The organism is Nonomuraea monospora, from assembly GCF_039531895.1.
GTDB classification, from domain to species: Bacteria; Actinomycetota; Actinomycetes; order Streptosporangiales; family Streptosporangiaceae; genus Nonomuraea; species Nonomuraea monospora.
Window position 1 is genome coordinate 1 of the sequence record NZ_BAAAQX010000119.1, and the last position, 566, is coordinate 566.

1 protein-coding gene is annotated in these 566 nt (G+C 67.5%); it reads left to right on the forward strand.

Going from position 1 to position 566, the window contains the following annotated elements:
* A partial coding sequence (locus tag ABD331_RS60770; protein ID WP_344496731.1) for a TCP-1/cpn60 chaperonin family protein occupies positions 1 to 566 on the forward strand: 566 nt, incomplete at both ends.

A 566-nucleotide genomic window follows, 5' to 3' on the forward strand; every position in this document is an offset into this window, starting at 1 on the left:
GACGAGGACGCCCGGCGCGGTCTCGAGCGCGGTATGAACCAGCTCGCCGACGCCGTCAAGGTGACCCTCGGCCCCAAGGGCCGCAACGTCGTGCTGGAGAAGAAGTGGGGCGCTCCCACGATCACCAACGACGGTGTTTCCATCGCCAAGGAGATCGAGCTCGAGGACCCTTGGGAGAAGATCGGCGCGGAGCTGGTCAAGGAAGTCGCCAAGAAGACCGACGACGTCGCGGGTGACGGCACCACCACCGCCACCGTGCTCGCCCAGGCGCTGGTGCGCGAGGGCCTGCGCAACGTAGCCGCCGGCGCCAACCCGATGGCCCTGAAGAAGGGCATCGAGGCCGCCGTCGAGCGCGTCAGCGAGGAGCTCTCCAAGCTGGCCAAGGACGTGGAGACCAAGGAGCAGATCGCCTCCACCGCCTCCATCTCCGCCGCCGACGCCGAGATCGGCTCGCTCATCGCCGAGGCGATGGACAAGGTCGGCAAGGAAGGCGTCATCACCGTCGAGGAGAGCAACACCTTCGGCCTTGAGCTCGAGCTCACCGAGGGCATGCGCTTCGACAAGGG